Source organism: Frankia sp. CpI1-P (assembly GCF_001421075.1).
Taxonomy (GTDB): domain Bacteria; phylum Actinomycetota; class Actinomycetes; order Frankiales; family Frankiaceae; genus Frankia; species Frankia torreyi.
In genome coordinates this window covers 1-15,735 of the sequence record NZ_LJJX01000089.1, presented here as the reverse complement: position 1 = coordinate 15,735, position 15,735 = coordinate 1, and the positions used below count along the sequence as shown (strand labels likewise).

Genomic DNA, 15,735 nt, shown 5'->3' with positions numbered 1-15,735 from the left:
TATGGCGGAAGATCCCCGCGCGGGCGGGGACGACTGCCACCGACCGCCTCTCTGCGCACGAAATGCAGGAAGATCCCCGCGCGGGCGGGGACGACGGCTCATGGCTCATCATCGACGGGTACGAAAAGGGAAGATCCCCGCGCGGGCGGGGACGACGCAACCGCGCCCCGTCGCGTACACGTCTGCGGGGGAAGATCCCCGCGCGGGCGGGGACGACACTTGCTGACCTGCACTTTCTCACAGGTAGGCCATCCAAATTTATCAGTGCGGGCGGGACGCGAAGGCATCTTGACAGGCAGCCAATAATGATCAACTATTGGTCGCGGCCTCTCGCTTGCCGGTGGTACAGATTTTGAATGGTCAGGGTCTGGTTACGGGGGTTGCGGATCCAGGGTCAGGTCGNTCTGGCCGAGGAAACCGGTGATGAGGTCGGGTCGGTACTGGATGCGTTTGAGCAGGGTCTTGATCGTGATGGTGAGCTGGTCGACGGTGACGCGGGTGTGGTTGCCCAGGTCGCGTTTGACATGCGCCCAGACCCCTTCAGTCGGTTTGCCGCGGTGCAGGTCGAGTTGGACAGGGCGGCGCTGACGCGCCGATTATCAGTGGGGAGGGGTTGCTGCGGCTGGTCGAGCTGGTTGATCAGCTACGGGCCCGTGAGCGGTGTGAAGGCGGTGCGTTGTGGACGGCACCGGAACAGACGATCTCCCCGGATCCCGGCGGGCATGCCGTGGGCGCTGCTGCCGGAGCCGAACCGGCGGGAGGCAGTCGCAGTCCTGATCGTGCTGGTGGAGCGGCTGGCAGGTCGGGCGGTCGGCAGCGGCGGGCGGGACGGCGGTGACGTCGATGCTGCTGTGTGAGCGCGAGGTCGGGAAGATCCAGGGTCAGCACCGGGATCGCCTGGCGGTGGTGTATGTGCGGCAGTCCTCCCGTCAGCAGGTGCTCGACCATGGCGAGTCGACCCGGTTGCAGTACGGGCTGGTCGAGCGGGCCGGGGCGCTGGGCTGGTCGTCGTCGCGGGTGCTGGTGATCGACGAGGATCTGGGGCGTTCGGCGGCCGGGGTGGCCGAGCGGCCGGGGTTCGCTCGCCTGGTTACCGAGATCACCATGGGGCATGTGGGCCTGGTGGTGGGGTTGGAGATGTCGCGGCTGGCCCGCGCGGGACGTGACTGGCACCAGCTGGTCGAGCTGTGCTCGCTGGCCGGGGTCCTGCTGGCCGACACCGACGGGGTCTACGATCCGAACGAGTACAACGACCGGCTGCTGCTCGGGTTGAAGGGCACCATGAGCGAGGTCGAGCTGCACGTGCTCAAGCAGCGGATGACAGCNGGGCGGCTGGCCAGGGCGGGCCGCGGGGAGTTGGCGGTGCCGCTGCCGGCCGGATATGTGCGCCGCCCCTCGGGCGAGGTCNCCCTCGATCCGGACGAGCAGGTCCAGGCGGTGGTGCGCCTGGTGTTCGAGCTGTTCGAGCGGCTGGGCACCGTGCACGCGGTGTTGCGGTTCCTGGTCGAGCATCGGGTGCAGATCGGGATGCGGGAGCGGTCGGGGCCGGGCAAGGGCGAGGTGGTCTGGCGTCCGCCTCACCAGCAGGGCCTGGTCAACATGCTGCGCAATCCGGCGTATGCGGGGATCTACGCCTACGGCCGCAGCCGCACCGACCCGTCCCGGCGGCGACCCGGCCGCGAGCACTCCGGACGGGTCCGCGGCCTACAGGCCGAGCAGTGGCAGGTACGCATCGACGGCGCGCTGCCCGCCTACATCGGCGCCGAGCAGTACGAGCGCAATCTCGCGCGGATGGCCGCCAACCGGGCGCGGGCCGACAGCCTGGGAGCCCCGCGGGACGGTCCGGCGCTGCTGGCCGGGCTGGTGGTCTGCGGGCACTGCGGCCAGCGGATGCAGGTCGCCTACGAGGCCGGAGCCTGCGGGCCGGTCCACCGCTACTGCTGTCAGCGACGCCATCACACCTACGGCGAGCCGCGCTGCCAGCAGATGGCCGGGCGCTGTGTGGACGACCATGTCGTCTCCCAGGTGCTGGACGCGCTGGCACCGGCGGCACTGGAGGTGTCGCTGGCCGCGGCCGAGCAGATCGAGGCGCACCGGGCCCAGGTGGACCGGATCTGGCGGCAGCGCCGCGAGCGCGCCGAGTATGCCGCCGAACGCGCCCGCCGCCAGTACCAGCTGGCCGAACCCGAAAACCGCCTGGTGGTCAGACAGCTCGAGCGCGAGTGGGAACAGGCGCTGGCTGCCCGAGCGCAGTTCGCCGAGGACCACGCGCGGTTCGCCCGTCAGCACCCCACCCGGCTGTCCGGCGCCGAGCAGACCGCGATCCGCGCCCTGGCCGCCGACATCCCGGCGCTGTGGTCGGCCCCGACGACCACCACCGCCGACCGCAAGAGACTGATCCGCGCCGTGGTCGACCAGGTCACGGTCACCGCCGCGGGCACCAGCGAGCAGGTCCACGCCACCATCACCTGGGCCGGCGGCCACCAGACCCACGCCGACCTGGTCCGCCCGGTCGCACGCCTCGACCAGCTGTCCTACCACCCGGCACTGGTCGCCCGGCTCGCAGAACTGGTCGACGCGGGCCTGGGCAACGCCGCGATCGCCGACCAGCTCGCCGCCGACGGGTTCCGCACCCCCCACCTGCGCGAACGTTTCAACGTCGGCGAGATCCAGCACCTGGCCCGCCGCCTGGGCCTGCGACCCGGCCTGGACCACGACCGCCGCACCGACCGGGGCAGCCTCGGCCCCGACCAGTGGTGGCTGACCGACCTCGCCCGCCAGATCGCAATGCCAGCGGCGACCCTCTACACCTGGGTACGGCGCGGCTGGGCCACCGGACGCCAGGACAGCCGACCGCCCTACCGCTGGATCATCACCGCCAACCACGCCGAGGTCGAACGCCTGCGCGCCCTACACCAGCTCCCGGCCGGCTACCACAACCGCCGCCGCTGGACCGACGACCCAGCCGACCAGCAGTTCCAGCACCAGCACGGAGGCAACACATCATGAACGAATACGCGCCTCGTAGTCCGGCAAACCTATCTCGACGGGGTTGAGGTCGGGGGCGTAGGTGGGCAGGCGGATCACGGTGAGCCAGCTGGCGTGGCGGGTGAGGAACACCCGCATGGCGGCGCTGTGGTGGGTGTTGAGGTTGTCCCAGCACAGGATGATCGGGGCGTGGAGTTGGTGGTGCGCGGCGACGATCAGGGTGGCGTAGTCGTCTTCGGAGAAGCTGCGGCGCTCACCTTTGCGGCCGTGGTGGGCCAGGACCCGGTAGAACAGCCGGGGCCGCTGACCGGGCCGGTAGCAGACCAGGGCCGCCATCGACACCCGTCCCGAGCCCTTCCCGGATACCCGCACGGTCGGGGTGTCTCCTCGGGGTGCCCAGGTCCGGGCCTTCGGGGGGCGCAGGCCCTGCCCCGCCTCGTCCTCGAAGACGATCCACGCGCCGGTCGTCGCCGCTAGCCTCGTACCTTCGCCCAGGTCTCAGCCCGCCACGCGGCGACTTTCTGATCGTCGCGTTCGGTGGCTCGGCGGGCGGGGACCTGGGGGCTGTAACCCATGCGGTGCAGCAGATACGAGGTACCGCGCAGGGTGTACCGGACGTGGAACAGCCGGCCGATCAGAGTGGTGACCCGGGCCAGGGTCCACCGCTGGTCCGGCCAGCCGTGNGCGGCCGGACCCCGGGCCAGTTCCACGCGTAGCCGGTCGAGCTGACGATCGGACAGCCGGCACGACACCCCACTCGGNCCGGCCGACACCAGCGCCGTTTCGCCACCGGCCCGCCAGCGTCGCTTCCACTGGTAGGCCGACTTCGTGCTCACCCGCAGCCGCCCAGCGACCTCCACCGGGTCGACCCCCGCAGCGAACAGGCCCGCGGCCTGCACCCGGACCGCTTCCCGGCGAGCACGACCCTCCGCCGTTAAGCCACCACCATCCGCATATCTCATACCTCCGGTAAGTCACGATGGCGGCCAGGTTATACCCGGGCAGACCGGATGTGATCAAACAGACCCCGACCATTCAAGATCTGTAGCACGCGAGCACAAAGGTGTGCGTCGGACAGGGCGTTTGGTCGCGGCATCCACGAAGGCGAGTCCCGCGCGGACGCGGCCGAACTCGACGGGCTTGGTCGGCCANGGAATGCCGCACGATGGCCCACGTAGGGGATCATCAGCCACAGCGGTGGACTGCACGGCCTGGGCACGACACCGCCGGGCCAGCCCGGCCAGTCCATCCTCGCCGCCCAGCCAGCCGACGAGGGTTAGGTGGCGGTGAAGGTGCGGCGGACGTGGCTGGTGGGCGTCGGCACCTGGCCAGGGATCGTCGTGCTGCAGTTGATCCTGACCTGGCAAGCGCCTCGGCGTCACCGGCGTCCGCCTGAAACGGGCTGCGGCCCGGCTCCCCGAGACGGGAACCGGGCCGGAAAACATGATCGTTGTGGCCGGGATGTGGGCGCGAACGGCGCGGTCAGGCGCGTACTTCCCCGACACGCTCCGACATTACACAGCGTGAAACATGCTGGTGAGGAACCCTGGCCGTCACCATCCGACAGCGGTTGACACACGGTCGGGCCGGCTTTTAACCGGCGAGTTCAGGGTTCGAGTCCCTGACGGCCCACCTAGTTACTGATCAGGCCTGTGACCTGCGCGGGTGTGGTTTGNGATCTATCGCTGTGAGGTCGGTGTCTCGGAGCGGTGCTGGTCAGGACGTCGGTGGCTGGTTCGAGCCCCGGGTAGACAACCGGGTTGCCGCCACCCGAACCGCTGTTTCCAGCCAGACGCCGGGCATGGGCGGGGCCGGCAGGGCGGCGTGTCGTAGGTGGGCGAGGACAGCGAGGACAGCGAGCACGCGGCGGTGGCCGTGGTCCACCTCGGCCAGCCCGATCTTGATCAGTAGGTGGCGTACGTGTCCTTCGACGGTGCGTTCGCTGACGACGAGCCGTCGGGCGATGTCGGCGAGCCAGATGGCCTCGGTCGACAGGATGTACCGGCGGCCCGCGGCGGCCGGTACCTGAAGCGCCAGCCGGTGTGCGGTGGCGACGTCGCGGGCGTCGACGGGGGCAAAGTCGAGTGTCGCGATCTTCGGCACCCGGCTGGGCGAGGCGCCCCCTGACGGATAGCGTAGGTACGTACCTACCAGGGAGGTGGTCGAGATGTCGATCGTCTCATCGTGGGAGTTCAACCGCGACGTGAGCGCGGTCAAGCGGGCCGCCGCCAATGGCCCTGTGATCATTACGGATCACGGTAGGCCATCGCACGTCCTGCTGTCGTTCGCCGACTATCAGCGGCTCACGGGCACCGCGGGCAGTCTGGGCGACGTATTCGTTCTGGACGAGGACATCGACTTCGAGCCTGTGCGTCCACGGGACTCGCTGCGCGAGGTCGACCTGTGAGTTTCCTGCTCGACACCAACGTCATCTCGGAACTCCGCAAACCGTCCACGCGCAGGGACGACCGATTCAACGCCTGGGCAGAAACCCTGTCGCCATCAGNCACCTTCCTCTCCNTCATCACCTTGCTCGAACTGCGCGCCGGCATCGAAACCAAGCGACGACACGACCCGCGGCAGANGGCCGTCCTCGACTCGTGGCTGGATCACAGCGTGCTACCCGCCTACACAGGTCGACTTCTCGGCGTCGACCAAGACTGATTGACAACGGTCCTGCGCCGGCTTCCACGGAGTGCCCGCGTGCCATCAGGGCCAGCACCGCTCGTTCCCGGTCTGTGAGCCTGCCCAGCGGGTCGCCGGGGGAGCTGATTGCCTCGCCTGCTCGACGGCCTCTCGCTGTGCAGACTGGGTTGGACACGGCGAGGCGACCCGCGCCGCGGGGCCTGAGGACGAGAGCACAGGAGCTCAGCGTGACNGCAGATCCGTTGGCGTCGGGGGCGATGCGGTTCGCCGCGGCTGACCTGGCGCAGCGCTTCGACCAGGACGTGCGGTGTGCGACCCGACGTTGCAGCGTGCGGGATACCGGTTGGGAGTCGGTGCTCGTCCGGGTCGCTCAGCGCTGTGATTCCTCGGGACGCGCGGACATGGGCGTCCTGCCCCATCCCCGGATCATGCTCGTGACCCGTGGAAGCGTGGCCGTGCAACGACGCGACGGAGTAGCGCGGCGATCCGCCCAGCTCGCGCCGGGGAAGGCGTGGATCGTCCCAGCCGGAGTACCGCTGAGTTATGAGTGGACGCAGGCGGGGAGCGGCATCCGCGAGCTCGTTGTCATGGTTCTCCCGGCAGACGATCTCGCGCGTACCGCCGCCCTGCTGAGCCATCGACGGTCCTCGCCGGTCACCCTGACGGAGCCGGTGTTGACCGAGGACCGCGTCGTGCGCAGCGTCCTGACCGCGCTCACGCACGCGATGGCCGCGGGAGTCGACGAGCTGTACGCGCAGACCTCGGCGGCCTTCCTGCTCGCCCATGTGCTCAGCCACTACGGGACCGGATCGCCGGGGCCCGTCGGCGTCGGGAGGGAGGACGCCCGGGTCCGGACGGCGGTCGAGTTCATGCGGGACAACCTTCACCTGCCCCTGTCGCTCGCCGACCTGGCCGGCAGCGCCGGGCTGAGCCCGTATCACTTCCTGCGCGTCTTTCACGCCTCGACGGGACTGCCGCCACGCCGGTTTCTCACCCGCCTGCGGATCGACGTGGCGCGGCATCGTCTCGAGGACAGCGATCTGTCCGTCGCCGACATCGCGCGGCAGTGCGGGTTCAGCAGCGCCAGCCAGTTCTCGACCGCGTTCCGCCGCGAGACCGGTATGGCGCCTCGGGCGTTCCGCCGCAGCCGCGCGACGTAGGGGCTACGACCGGCCGCGATCGACTGCGAACTACCGCAATCGACTGCGACCGGCCGCGATGGACTGCGGCCGGCCGCGACCACACGTGACCGAGCCTGAGGCGCGAGCGCCGCAATAAGGAACATCTTTGTAGCAATCAAGCGCATACGCGCCGGATGCGTGTACGCCTAGGCTCGAGGCGTGGTCACCATGAGGCTTAGCGCGTGGATGCCAGAAATCGCACCCGGTTGAGGGCTCCGTCCCGCGTGGCGCGCCGTGCCGGCCCCGGGCTGGAAGGCGCGATGGACGTTGCACCGACGATGCGAAGGAGAACGGCGTGAGCATGCTCTATCTCGCCCAGGCCCAGCAGCAACAGCAGCTCGAATGGCTCGACGGCGGAACTCTCACGATGGTGCTCGACGGCGCGGCGACCGACGGCCAGCTGATGATGGGCAGATTCGACGTCAGCGAGGGCGAGGCGCCGCCTTATCACACGCACACCCTCGAGGACGAGGTGTTCATGCTGATCAGCGGTACCGCGCTGGTCTGGTACGACGACCGCGAGTACGAGCTGTCCGAAGGCGGCGTGGTCTTCCTCCCCAAGGGTAAGCCGCACGCCTACCGGATCACGTCGAAGAAGGCCGACCTATTGATGATCAACACGCCGGCCGGCATTGAGGGCATGTTCCGCTACAGCGGCCGCGACAAGTCCACCCCGCGACCCGACGGCTTCCAGATTTCCCCCGAACGGATGGCCGAAGCGGCCGAGAAGTTCGGCAATATCGTCGTCGGACCGCCGCGATGAAGATCCTCGCGACCGGGGCAACCGGCACGTTCGCCGGGCTGGTCGTGCCCGCTCTCGTGCGCCACGGCATCGACGTACGCGCGGTCGTGCACGATCCGGGCAAGCGCGACATCCCGCTGAGGCACGGCGCGGGCGAGACCGTCACCGCGGACCTCGGTGACCCGGCCAGTCTGCGCGCCGCGTTCGACGGCGTCGACGGCGCATTTCTGATCACCCCGGCCTTCGCGCCGGACGCGACGAAAATGGGACTCAACCTCGTTGAGGCGGCGCAGTCCGCCGGCATCCGTAAGATCGTCTACAACGGCGTCTACCACCCCTCCCTACCGTTGGAGAACCACGCCAGCACCCGGCCGATCGAGGCGGCCCTCTACGCCTCGACGCTGGACTTCACGATCCTGCAGCCCGCGATGTACATGCAGGGCCTCGACGGCGCCTACGAGCAGGCCCGCCGCACCGGCACGCTCGTCATGCCCTGGTCGAAGCACGCGAAGATGACCTACGTCGACTACCGNGACGTCGCCGAGGCCGCCGCGCTCGCGTTCGTCGACGATCGGCTCTCCTTCGGCACGTTCGAGCTCGCCGCACCCGGCACGGTGGACCGCGTGCGGCTCGCCGAGCTGATGACCGAGGCCGCCGGTCGCGCGGTGACCGCCGAGGACCTGCCCACCGGGTTCACGTTGCCGCCCGGGCAGCCCGCCGGTCTGGGCGCGATGTTCGCCGAGTACGACCGGCACGGCTTCCATGGCGGCAATGCACTCGTGCTCCGCACGATCCTGCGGCGCGAGCCGCNCACACTGGCCGCCTACATCGCGGAACTCGGCGCATCCGGGCCGGGCGCGTCATGACCTGCCGGGGGGCTCACCGCCCGCCGACCCCCCGCGCCGCCCACCGGATCTTCAAGCCCAGGGAAGGACATCGGACCGTTGACGCTTGAACTCGATCCGCAGATCGCCGAGGCGCTCGGCCCCCTCATGGCCGGGCTGGCCGATGTGGCACCGCCGCCGGTGGGCGATGTCGACGGCCGCCGCGTCGTCATGAACACGATGCTCGCCACCGTCGACCGGCTTCAGCCCACCGCCGACGACGTCCGCATCACCGATCACGAGCTGACCACCGCGGACGGAGCCAGGCTGCTCCTGCGCTGGTATCGAACCAGCGACACCGACACCAGCGACACCGACGACGTCGCGCCCGGCCCCGCGGTGCTGTACCTCCACGGCGGCGGCATGATCCTCGGCAGCGTGTCGATCAACGACGGCGCCGTCAGCCGCCTGGTGTCACGCAGCGGCGTGCCCTTCCTCGCCGTGGACTACCGTCTCGCCCCCGAGCACCCGTTCCCCACCCCGGTCGAGGACGTCTACGCCGGGCTGCAGTGGCTGCACGAGCACGCCACCGAGCTCGCCGTCGATCCGGCTCGCATCGCCGTCATGGGCGACAGCGCGGGCGGCGGCCTGGCGGCCGCGGTGTCGATCCTCGCCCGCGACCGCGGCGGACCGGCCATCGCGCGACAACTGCTGATCTTCCCGATGCTCGACGACCGCACCACGATTCCGGACCCGCACATCGTGCCCTACGCCGCCTGGACCTACGAGGACAACATCACCGGCTGGCAGGCGTTCCTCGGTGCGCGCGCCGGTGGCACCGAGGTACCGGCACTCGCGGCTCCCGCCCGGCTCGAGGACGCGACCGGGCTGCCACCGGCCTACCTCGAGGTCGGCCAGCTCGACATCTTCCGCGACGAGGATCTGGCCTACGCGCTGCTGCTCAGCCGCGGTGGTGTGCCCGTCGAACTGCACCTCACCCCAGGCGCCCCGCACGAGTACGACGCCATCGCCTACCAGAGCGACGCCGCGCGCCGCGCCATGGCCGACCGGATCAGGGTCATCCGCTCCCTGTGACCGCCCCACCGTCCAGCCAAGCCGGGGACCGCCGGCCGGCGGGTGCCTGGCCGGGGCTCGATGCCCGCAACCACTACGTAGGACATGATGTTCTACACTGGGCGCGTGGACAGGGTCGGGGTGCGGGAACTCAATCAGAGCACCAGCCAGGTCATCGACCGGGTTCGGCGCGGAGAGACGATCGAGGTGACCGACCGNGGGCGTCCGGTTGCGCGGCTGGTCCCCATCGGCCGTGGCACAGCAGCGCTCGACCGCCTTGTGACGGAGGGCCGCGCGATACCGCCGGCGACGGAGGGGCCGGTGCCCATGCCGCCGCTTCTTGGCGACCCCGCCGTCAGCGCGACCAACGATCTGATCGCCATGCGGGACGAGGAACGCTGGTGATCTACCTGGATTCGGCGGCAGTAGTGAAACTTGTCGTGGCCGAACCTGAAAGCCCCGCGCTTGTTGACTGGCTCAACGTCCGCGACGCCCTACCACGTTTCACCTCCACCCTGGCGGAGGTGGAGGTGACGCGCGCGATCAGGCGAGCCGCCCCGGAAGCACTCGGGCGCGTGCCGCGAGTACTGGACCGGATGTACCGCCTGGAAATCGATGCCCACGTGCGCGCCGTCGCGGCCGCCTTTGATGACCCGCTCCTACGGTCTCCCGACGCCATTCACCTCGCTACCGCCCTTCGGCTGTCCGACGAGAACGACACTCGGATGGAGGCGTTTGTCACCTACGACAAGCGCCTTCTCGAAGCGGCGCGCCGAGCCGATCTCCCGACCGCGGCGCCGGGGCCGCACTCCGCTGCGGGGAGCTGATCGACGGGGTCCTGTCCCAGCTGAACCGGTGGGAGTATCAGGCGAAGTAGTGGCCTTCCTTGAGGTCGGCGATCAGGCCCGGACGGGTTGGCTGCCAGCCGAGTAGGTCGCGGGTGATCTGCGCGGAGGCGGGGCCGTCGAATCCCCAGAAGCCGCCGAGGAAGCCGACGTAATCCCCGATCTGGTCGGGGGTGACGGAGACCGCGGGAAGGTCGAGATGGGCGGCGAGGACCTCGGCGACCTCGCGGAGGGGGACGCCCTCGTCGCCGACCGCATGCAGCGCCGAACCGGGCGGCGCCGCTTCGAGGGCGAGGCGGAACAGGCGCGCGGCGTCGTCGCGGTGGACGGCCGGCCAGCGGTTGGTTCCGTCGCCGACGTAGGCCGCGGCGCCCTTCTGACGCGCGAAGTCGATCGCGGTCGGGATGAACCCGTTGTCGCCGTCGCCGTGGGTGGCCGGTGGCAGCCGCACGACCGAGGAGCGGACCCCGCGGGCAGCGAGCGCGAGCGTGTAGTTGGCGTTGTCGATCCGCCCGTTCGCCCCGCTGATCGGGACCTCGCGATCGGCGTCCTGCGCGGCGCGCCCGTCGTTCTCGGTGGCGACGACTCCCGGCGGTAGGCCGAGCACGCCGAGGATGCCGGAGGCGATGACGAACGGCTTGTCGGTGCCGGCGAGGGCCTCACCGAAGGTCCCGATCGCCGCGCGGTCGGCGTCGGTGGCGCCGGCGAAGTCGCCGGCGAAGGCGATGTCGTGCTTGAACGCGAGGTGGATGACGCCGTCGGCGGCCGCGGCGGCGTCACGCAGGATGTCGAGGTCGTCGAGCGATCCCGCGCGGACCTCGGCCCCCGCCGCCCGCAGGGTGACGGCCGCGGCCTCGGAGCGGGCGAGCCCGGTGACCGTGTGACCGGCGGCGATCAGGTCGGGGACGAGCCCGCGACCGACCCAGCCTGACGCTCCAGTGAGGAACACATGCATGGGAAACCTCCACGATGGGGGCGCGCACCGGGGTGGATGCGCGGCGAGCGACCCGGGATGCCCGTCTACCATTGATAGTACGACCGTACTAGAAATGACAGTATGCGGCCGTACCAGCAACGTCAAACCACGACGACCCGGGAGGCGGCGGCCATGGCGGGACGGCCGGTCAACCATCAGCGGCGGGCCGAGCTGCTCGACGCGGCGGTCGAGTACGCGGCCGAGTACGGGTTCTCCGAGCTGACGTGGCGGCCCGTCGCCGCCGCCCTCGGGGTGTCGCCCACGACGTTGGTGCATCACTTCGGCACCAAGGAGCAGATGCTCGAGGCCATCCTCGGACGCCTGCGGGAGCGCATCTTCGCGGCCACTCGCGACCTGGCCGGCGAGCAGCCCGACCTGGCCGCGGAGGCCCGCGCGTCCTGGACCCGGGCGTTCGACCCGCAACACGAAGCGGAGTTCAGGCTGTTCTTCGCGGTCTACGGGCGCGCACTACAGGCTCCGCAGCAGTTCGCGGCGTTCCTCGAGCACGTCGTCGCCTACTGGATGAGCGCCCTGGTCGACGCCCAGGGACCGGACACCGACCCGGCGACCGCGACGCGCACGGCCACCCTCGTGATCGCCACCATCCGCNGGCTGCTGCTCGACCTGCTCGCCACCGGTGATCGGGACCGGGTCCAGGACGCGGCCGAAACCTTCCTCGCCGCCCTCGAACGCCCCGCCACCCTCGAAGGCGGCACGCAGCCGTCGGTCGCGCGGCCCCGGTGAGCCGCACCGGCCCGCCTCACGTCAGGGGCGTGCCCGGAGCCCCTTGGGAAAGTCCTCGAGGCCGAGCACGCGCAGCAGCTCCAGCCGCTCGTGGGCCTCGGTATTCGCCGGGGTGAGCACCAGCAGCCGCTGACCCTGGTCGGGGGTGACCAGGGTCTCGCAGTCCATCAGCAGGCGGCCCACCCGCGAGTGGAGCATGGTCTTGCGGTCGGCCCGCCTCACCGCCACCTCATGCTCGGCCCAGAACCGGCGGAAGTCGGTACTCGCGGCCTGCAACCGCTCGACGAGTCCAGCGACCGTGGGGTCGCCGGACCGCCGGCCGGCGACCGCGCGCAGGTCGGCGACAATCTGACGAGCCCGGTGTTCTTGTTCCTCCACCGGGCAGGCGGCCCGGGCAGCGGGGTCGGTGAACCACCGATACGCGATGTAGCGCCGGTCGCCGGAGAAGCCGGTGTGATCGCCCTGCAGCAGGATGGCCGCCCGGTTCTGGGCGAGAACCTCCCCCAGGTCGGACAGCACCAGGGCCGGGGTGTCGCCGAGCAGATCAAGCATGCGCACCAGGCCGGCGCGAGCCAGGCGGGCCACGCCGTCGGCGGGCGGGGGCCGGTGGCCGGCCAGGTAGAACAGGTGGTCGCGTTCGTCGTCGGCGAGGCGCAACGCCCGGGCCAGCGCGCCGAGGAGTTGGGTCGAGGGCTGGCTGCTGCGGCCCTGCTCGAGGCGTACGACGTAGTCGACCGACATGCCGGCGAGCATGGCCACCTCCTCCCGGCGCAGGCCGGTGGTGCGGCGCCGGGGGCCGTCGGCGATCCCGACCTCGGCCGGTCGCATCGTCTCGCGGCGGCGGCGCAGGAAGTCGGCGAGCTCGGCACGCTGCATGGATTCATGCTCCCTCGGACCCGGCAGGCCGAGCCAGGGAGCCGCGCTCCCACGATGAACACTCCGCTGCCGCCCGTCCCGGCGCAGGCGCATGGTGGGTGGCGCCGGCGACGACGGGCGCCAGCGACAACGAGGAGAACGCGATGCAGACACGAACCCTGGGCAGCACCGGACCGGCCGTCTCCGCGCTGGGCCTGGGTGCGATGGGCATGTCGGGGGCTTACGGCGCGGCCGACCGCGCGGAGAGTATCGCCACCGTGCACGCCGCGCTGGAGGCCGGCGTCACGCTGATCGACACCGCCGATTTCTACGCCATGGGCCACAACGAGCTGCTGCTCGCCGAGGCGCTGCGCGGCCGGGACCGCGACAGCTACACGCTGAGCGTCAAGTTCGGCTCGCTGCGGGGACCGGGCTCCGAGTTCGGCGGGCATGACGGCCGTCCCGAGGCGGTGAAGAACTTCCTGGCCTACTCGCTGACCCGGCTGGGCACCGATCACCTCGACATCTACCGTCCCGCCCGGCTGGACCCCGGGGTACCGATCGAGGAGACGGTGGGCACGATCAAGGAGATGATCGACGCCGGTCATGTCCGACACATCGGGCTCTCGGAGGTCAACGCCGAGACGATACGACGGGCGCACGCCGTGCACCCGATCGCCGATCTGCAGATCGAGTACTCGCTGCTGTCCCGCGCGGTGGAGGCGGACATTCTGCCTACGCTGCGGGAACTGGGCATCGGCCTGACCGCGTACGGGGTCCTCGGGCGGGGCCTCATCTCCGGGCACTGGAGCGCCGGTCACGTCGCCGGCCCTGGCGATGTCCGCGGCCTCAGCCCGCGGTTCTCGAACGGGAACGTGGAACACAATCTCGCCCTGGTGGAGGCACTGCGCCGGGTCGCCGAGGCGAAGGGCTGCACCGTCGCCCAGCTCGCCATCGCCTGGGTGGCCGCGCAGGGCCGGGACATCGTGCCGCTGATCGGCGCCCGCACCCGCCAGCGACTGGCCGAGGCACTGCCCGCGACGGAGCTGAACCTCACCCTGGACGACTTCGCCGAGATCGAGAAGGCGGTGCCGGCGGGCGCGGCGCGCGGCGATCGGTATCCATCCGCGCACATGTCGAGCCTCGGCGTGGGGAACTGATTCCGACCCCGACCCCGATTCTCGGCCGCTGGCGTCGCTACCCTGCCCTGCACCCCTCAGGCCGTACGACGGTCACAGCAGGTGGCGGCCTCCGTCGACGTTGAGCGTCTGGCCGGTGACGAAGGCGGCGTCGTCGGAGGCGAGGAAGAAGACCGGGCCGGCCAGGTCCTCGGCGGTCTCGTCCCGCTGGAGCGCCCGCAACTGTCGCTGCTCCGCCAGCACCGACGCGGGAATCACGTCGGCCGCCGCCGGGGTGGCGGTGAGCCCCGGGGTGACCAGGTTGACCGTGATGCCGTACCCGCCGAGCTCGCGCGCCAGGGTCCGGGTCAGGCCCATGATGCCGCCCTTGGACGCGACGTAGGCCGACTGCAGGGGCGTACCGCTGAAGACCNAGCCGGACCCGATGTTCACGATGCGACCGCGGCCGCTCGCCTTCATGAGGGGGACGAACGCCCGCGTCATGAGGAAGGTGCCGGTGAGGTTGACCTCGAGCACCTGACGCCACAGCTCGACGGTCATCTCCTCGAAGGGAACCGAGGGGAAGATACCGGCGCAGTTGATCAGCACGTCGACGGTGTCGAAGCGTCGCCGCGTGGCCTCGGCCAGCTCGGCGACACTCTCCTCGCTGGAGATGTCCGCGACGACGGCGTGCAGCGACGGGTGCTGCCCGCCGGGCGCGCCCGAGTCCCACCGGGCGCGCCAGGTGGCGAGCGCCTCCGACGAGACGTCGGCGGCGACGACGGTGTCGCCCTGGGTCAGAAACCGGTCGACGATCTCGGAACCGATGCCGCCGGAGGCGCCGGTGACCACGACGGTGCGTGCTGCGCTCATAGCTCTGCTCCTCTCGAGCCGGATCGTGCCAATATCAGTTACATTATCAGGCACCTGACACATGTCCAGGCCGCTACCGTGGCCACGCAAGCACGGGCGCGACGGAGGAAACGGAACAGGGAGCACGGTGGCGGAGAACTTCGAGGAGCGGTTGCCGTACCTGATGCGGCGGGTGAGCACAGCNCTCGCCCAGCAGGTCGACCGAGCGCTGCGTGAGTTCTCGCTGACCCACACCCAGCTCGGCGCGCTCGCCCAGCTCGGCCTCGTGGACCCCGGGGCACTGTCCGGAGCCACTCTGGGCCAGCGCAACGGGGTCACCGCGCAGTCGATGTCGACGGCGATCGCCGGGCTGCTCGAGCGGGGCCTCGTCGACCGCGAGCCGCACCCCACCCACGGGCGGATCCTTCAGGTCCGGATCACGCCGGAGGGCACCGAGCTGCTCGCTCGCGCCCAGGCGGCGACCAGGAAAGCCGAGGATCGCACCCTGGCCTTCCTCGACGACGAGCAGCAGCNCCAGCTTCGGCGCGTGCTCCGCACGATGATGCAGGCCATGGACCTCTACCTGTACTTCCCCGACGCCGACGAGGACCGCGCCTAGAAGATCACTGAAAATCTTGCGGGGTGCTGGTGGGGGTGGATGGCCGTGGTTTAAGGGGGTGCGGCGGTCAGGGNCCAGCCGTTGGTGCTGGTGTGGGNGAGTCCGAGGTTGATCAGCCGGCGGAGGTTGAGTGCGGCGGCGCGGTGGTGGAGCCAGGTGTCGTTGCGGGTCACGCCGCGGTAGGGCACGCGGCGGTTGCCGTGGGCTACCAGCCAGGCGATTCCGCGTTCTACCGGGGGACGCCAGCGGCGGTACTCGTCCTGCCATGCCG

Annotated in this window: 15 protein-coding genes, 9 pseudogenes and 1 CRISPR repeat array; of the genes and pseudogenes, 15 read left to right on the top strand and 9 right to left on the bottom strand. The window is 70.4% G+C overall.

Annotated features, from left to right (window positions below):
* Positions 1-6 precede the first annotated feature (6 nt).
* Positions 7-281: direct repeats of the CRISPR family, unit length 28 nt; unit sequence GGAAGATCCCCGCGCGGGCGGGGACGAC.
* 562 nt (positions 282-843) lie between these two features.
* From FF86_RS60840 to FF86_RS29810, 3 genes and pseudogenes are all read left to right on the top strand, one after another.
* A pseudogene (locus FF86_RS60840) lies at positions 844-1,325 on the top strand (recombinase family protein); the annotation flags it as partial.
* 1 nt (position 1,326) lies between these two features.
* A pseudogene (locus FF86_RS63445) lies at positions 1,327-1,407 on the top strand (hypothetical protein); the annotation flags it as partial.
* A gap of 30 nt (positions 1,408-1,437) precedes the next feature.
* Complete coding sequence (locus FF86_RS29810; RefSeq protein ID WP_255355974.1) at positions 1,438-3,009, top strand: recombinase family protein; 1,572 nt, start codon at positions 1,438-1,440, stop codon at positions 3,007-3,009.
* Here FF86_RS29810 and FF86_RS29805 read toward each other — a convergent pair.
* The 4 genes and pseudogenes from FF86_RS29805 to FF86_RS35095 form a co-directional block, all read right to left on the bottom strand.
* Positions 3,004-3,411 carry a transposase gene (locus FF86_RS29805; protein WP_242419876.1) on the bottom strand — a complete coding sequence of 136 codons (408 nt, stop codon included), beginning with the start codon at positions 3,409-3,411 and terminating at the stop codon, positions 3,004-3,006. The genes FF86_RS29810 and FF86_RS29805 overlap by 6 nt on opposite strands.
* Positions 3,412-3,461: 50 nt before the next feature.
* Positions 3,462-3,671: pseudogene (locus tag FF86_RS60835) on the bottom strand (winged helix-turn-helix domain-containing protein); the annotation flags it as partial.
* Between the two features lie 79 nt (positions 3,672-3,750).
* Positions 3,751-3,950 (bottom strand): helix-turn-helix domain-containing protein (locus tag FF86_RS60830; RefSeq protein ID WP_242419873.1); only part of this gene is annotated, 200 nt, incomplete at its 3' end.
* Between the two features lie 754 nt (positions 3,951-4,704).
* Positions 4,705-5,091 (bottom strand): hypothetical protein, encoded by a 387-nt coding sequence (locus tag FF86_RS35095; RefSeq protein ID WP_044888591.1) that lies wholly within the window; start codon positions 5,089-5,091, stop codon positions 4,705-4,707.
* Positions 5,092-5,155: 64 nt separating this feature from the next.
* On the opposite strand from FF86_RS35095, the gene FF86_RS29790 reads away from it, so the two are divergent.
* The 9 genes and pseudogenes from FF86_RS29790 to FF86_RS29755 all read left to right on the top strand — a co-directional run bounded on the left by FF86_RS29790 (position 5,156) and on the right by FF86_RS29755 (position 10,282).
* Positions 5,156-5,395, top strand: a complete 240-nt coding sequence (locus FF86_RS29790) for a type II toxin-antitoxin system Phd/YefM family antitoxin (RefSeq protein ID WP_044888598.1) — start codon at positions 5,156-5,158, stop codon at positions 5,393-5,395.
* 472 nt (positions 5,396-5,867) lie between these two features.
* On the top strand, positions 5,868-6,794 hold a 927-nt coding region (locus FF86_RS29780), incomplete at its 5' end, for an AraC family transcriptional regulator (protein ID WP_206779080.1).
* Positions 6,795-7,110: 316 nt separating this feature from the next.
* Positions 7,111-7,578, top strand: a complete 468-nt coding sequence (locus tag FF86_RS29775; RefSeq protein ID WP_044888590.1) for a cupin domain-containing protein — start codon at positions 7,111-7,113, stop codon at positions 7,576-7,578.
* Positions 7,575-8,089, top strand: a pseudogene (locus tag FF86_RS69280) (NmrA family NAD(P)-binding protein); the annotation flags it as partial. The gene FF86_RS29775 and the pseudogene FF86_RS69280, both read left to right, overlap by 4 nt.
* A 1-nt stretch (position 8,090) precedes the next feature.
* Positions 8,091-8,367 (top strand): annotated as a pseudogene (locus FF86_RS69275) (NmrA/HSCARG family protein); the annotation flags it as partial.
* 134 nt (positions 8,368-8,501) lie between these two features.
* A complete protein-coding gene (locus FF86_RS29765; protein WP_044888588.1) occupies positions 8,502-9,476 on the top strand; it encodes an alpha/beta hydrolase in 975 nt (324 codons plus the stop codon).
* An 84-nt stretch (positions 9,477-9,560) separates the two neighbouring features.
* Positions 9,561-9,673: pseudogene (locus FF86_RS60825) on the top strand (type II toxin-antitoxin system prevent-host-death family antitoxin); the annotation flags it as partial.
* Position 9,674: 1 nt separating this feature from the next.
* Positions 9,675-9,860, top strand: a 186-nt coding sequence (locus FF86_RS60820; RefSeq protein ID WP_396230184.1) for a prevent-host-death protein, incomplete at its 5' end; no start/stop codon positions are given.
* Positions 9,857-10,282 carry a type II toxin-antitoxin system VapC family toxin gene (locus FF86_RS29755; protein WP_044888587.1) on the top strand — a complete coding sequence of 142 codons (426 nt, stop codon included), beginning with the start codon at positions 9,857-9,859 and terminating at the stop codon, positions 10,280-10,282. The genes FF86_RS60820 and FF86_RS29755, both read left to right, overlap by 4 nt.
* A gap of 37 nt (positions 10,283-10,319) precedes the next feature.
* Here FF86_RS29755 and FF86_RS29750 read toward each other — a convergent pair whose 3' ends face one another.
* Positions 10,320-11,255 carry an SDR family oxidoreductase gene (locus FF86_RS29750; RefSeq protein WP_044888586.1) on the bottom strand — a complete coding sequence of 312 codons (936 nt, stop codon included), beginning with the start codon at positions 11,253-11,255 and terminating at the stop codon, positions 10,320-10,322.
* 102 nt (positions 11,256-11,357) lie between these two features.
* On the opposite strand from FF86_RS29750, the pseudogene FF86_RS29745 reads away from it, so the two are divergent.
* A pseudogene (locus FF86_RS29745) lies at positions 11,358-11,885 on the top strand (TetR/AcrR family transcriptional regulator); the annotation flags it as partial.
* A gap of 156 nt (positions 11,886-12,041) precedes the next feature.
* Here the strand turns inward: FF86_RS29745 and FF86_RS29740 are convergent.
* Complete coding sequence (locus tag FF86_RS29740; protein ID WP_044888584.1) at positions 12,042-12,896, bottom strand: helix-turn-helix transcriptional regulator; 855 nt, start codon at positions 12,894-12,896, stop codon at positions 12,042-12,044.
* Positions 12,897-13,039: 143 nt separating this feature from the next.
* On the opposite strand from FF86_RS29740, the gene FF86_RS29735 reads away from it, so the two are divergent.
* Positions 13,040-14,035, top strand: a complete 996-nt coding sequence (locus FF86_RS29735; RefSeq protein WP_044888594.1) for an aldo/keto reductase — start codon at positions 13,040-13,042, stop codon at positions 14,033-14,035.
* A gap of 72 nt (positions 14,036-14,107) precedes the next feature.
* Here FF86_RS29735 and FF86_RS69270 read toward each other — a convergent pair.
* A pseudogene (locus FF86_RS69270) lies at positions 14,108-14,426 on the bottom strand (SDR family oxidoreductase); the annotation flags it as partial.
* A gap of 1 nt (position 14,427) precedes the next feature.
* The coding region (locus tag FF86_RS69265; RefSeq protein WP_396230183.1) for an SDR family NAD(P)-dependent oxidoreductase at positions 14,428-14,866 on the bottom strand (439 nt) is incomplete at its 3' end.
* 208 nt (positions 14,867-15,074) lie between these two features.
* On the opposite strand from FF86_RS69265, the pseudogene FF86_RS69260 reads away from it, so the two are divergent.
* Positions 15,075-15,378, top strand: a pseudogene (locus FF86_RS69260) (MarR family winged helix-turn-helix transcriptional regulator); the annotation flags it as partial.
* Between the two features lie 184 nt (positions 15,379-15,562).
* Here the strand turns inward: FF86_RS69260 and FF86_RS29720 are convergent.
* On the bottom strand, positions 15,563-15,735 hold a 173-nt coding region (locus tag FF86_RS29720), incomplete at both ends, for a transposase (protein ID WP_206779081.1).